At 46.7% G+C, this 2,465-nt stretch carries 1 protein-coding gene; it reads left to right on the top strand.

The window, feature by feature from the left end:
- Window positions 1-447: 447 nt before the first annotated feature.
- Window positions 448-2,465, top strand: a 2,018-nt coding sequence (locus tag DDZ16_RS20490) for a GH36-type glycosyl hydrolase domain-containing protein (protein ID WP_109266352.1), incomplete at its 3' end; no start/stop codon positions are given.

Below are 2,465 nucleotides of genomic sequence, written 5' to 3'. Positions count from 1 at the left end.
GATCAGGATAAACTGGATGAAATCACCACCGAACTAAACGATCGCCGGGCCAGAGAACTGGGATAATAAATTGAGAAATACTAATATAAAACAAATTGAATTTCTGCTCTTATACCTAATAGAAAGCAGGCCCTCAGCAAAAGACGGCCTTGACCGGTGAGCCAAAAAACAAGTGAAGATGGCGTTAAGAAATCTTTGCTGTTTGATACCGAGATTAGTTCTTGTTGGCTTTTGGGACAACAAAAGCCTTACAAAACTTAAATCGGGAGAGTTTAAAGATTTTAGCCATCAAACGCTGTTTTTTTGAGTGAAACGGTCACAGCCTTGACTTTTTTTGATTCCTTTTTTGTGTCAAGACAAAAAAGGGATTGGGGTTAAAGGGGCAAAGCCCCTCGTAAGTCGGATTGGGTAAATGTTTAGATATTCAATTAAAAACACATAAACACCATGAAGTTTGGATTTTTTGATGATGCGAATCGCGAATATGTAATCACGACCCCCGAAACCCCATTCCCCTGGATCAATTACCTGGGCAATGAGGATTTTTTCTCGCTGGTTTCCAATACGGCCGGCGGGTACTCTTTTTACAAAGATGCCAAGTTCCGCAGGCTGACAAGATACCGCTATAACAATGTGCCCATGGACAATGGCGGACGCTACTTTTACATCAACGATGGCGGAACGATTTGGTCACCCGGGTGGAAACCCGTCAAAACCCCGCTGGATAAGTATGAGTGCCGCCACGGAATGAGCTATACACGCATTACCGGCGAGAAAAACGGACTGGAAGCCGGGACCCTGTTTTTTGTTCCGCTGAAATCGTGGTGTGAAGTCCAAAAGGTGAAACTGACCAACCATACCAATGAGAAAAAACAATTTAAACTTTTCTCTTTTATGGAATGGTGCCTGTGGAATGCCGAGGACGATCAGAATAACCTTCAGCGTAATCTGAACACCGGAGAGGTGGAGATAGAAGACTCCACCATCTATCATAAAACCGAATACAAAGAGCGCCGGAACCACTACGCCTTTTACCATGTAAATGCCCCGGTTCAGGGCTATGATACTGATCGCGAAAGCTTCGTGGGACTGTACAACGAGTTTTCGGGACCGAAGGCCGTACTGGATGGCAAAGCTGCCAACTCACACGCACACGGCTGGTCACCCATTGCTTCGCACTACCTGGAAATAGAACTGGCTCCCGGTGAGAGTAAGGAGCTTGTATTCCTGCTCGGCTACATCGAAAACAAGGAAGAAGAAAAGTGGGAAGCCAAAAACATCATCAATAAAAAACCGGCGAAAGCTGTTATAGAACAATTTAATACAGCTGAAAAAGTCAACAAGGCATTTGAAGAGCTCCGCGAATACTGGGATGACCTTCTGGGGAACTTTGTTCTCGACAGTGGCGATGAGAAACTGGACCGAATGGTCAACATCTGGAACCAGTACCAGTGTATGGTCACTTTTAATATGTCGCGTTCAGCTTCCTTCTTCGAAGTGGGCATTGGCCGCGGCATGGGCTTCAGAGATTCTAACCAGGATCTGATTGGTTTTGTGCACCAAATTCCCGAAAGGGCCCGCGAACGCATCATCGATATTGCTTCCACGCAGTTTCAGAACGGAGGGGCCTACCACCAATACCAGCCACTTACCAAGCGCGGGAACAATGCCATTGGCGGTAACTTCAACGATGACCCGTTGTGGCTGATCCTATCCACAACAGATTATATCAAAGAGACCGGAGATTTTGGAATCCTGGATGAGAAGGTACCGTTCGACAACGATATGTCGGTGGCGAAAAGTCATTTTGAGCACCTTAAGCTTTCCTTCTATCATGTGGCTAATAACCTGGGGCCTCATGGCCTGCCATTGATCGGTCGTGCTGACTGGAACGACTGTCTGAACCTGAACTGTTTCTCCAAAGACCCCAATGAGTCATTCCAGACCACCGAAAACAAATCGGGCGGAACTGCCGAATCACTGATGATTGCCGGCTTGTTTGTGGTTTACGGTCGGGAATACATCAAGCTTTGCCGGCAGATAGGAATTGAAAAGGAAGCCGATGAAGCCCAAACGCATGTGAACAACATGGTGGAAGCCATCAAGACGCATGGTTGGGATGGTGATTGGTACCTCAGGGCTTACGATTTCTTTGGCAACAAAGTGGGCAGCAACGAAAATGAAGAAGGTAAGATATTCATTGAATCTCAGGGCTGGTGCAGTATGGCCGAAATCGGCAAGGAGGAAGGTATGGTGGAGAAAGCGCTGGATTCGGTAAAAGAACGCCTGGACTGTGAATATGGAATCGTGTTGAACAATCCCGCCTTCACCAAATATGTGGTGGAGTATGGAGAGATTTCCACCTATCCGGCCGGTTATAAGGAAAATGCCGGAATCTTCTGCCATAACAACCCCTGGATCATGATCGGTGAGACCAATATTGGCCGTGGTGAAAGAGCCTGGGA

The organism is Marinilabilia rubra, assembly GCF_003121985.1.
In the GTDB taxonomy this organism is placed as follows: domain Bacteria; phylum Bacteroidota; class Bacteroidia; order Bacteroidales; family Marinilabiliaceae; genus Marinilabilia; species Marinilabilia rubra.
Note: the sequence above shows the minus strand (reverse complement) of the source record. Positions and strands in the feature narration are given on the sequence as shown.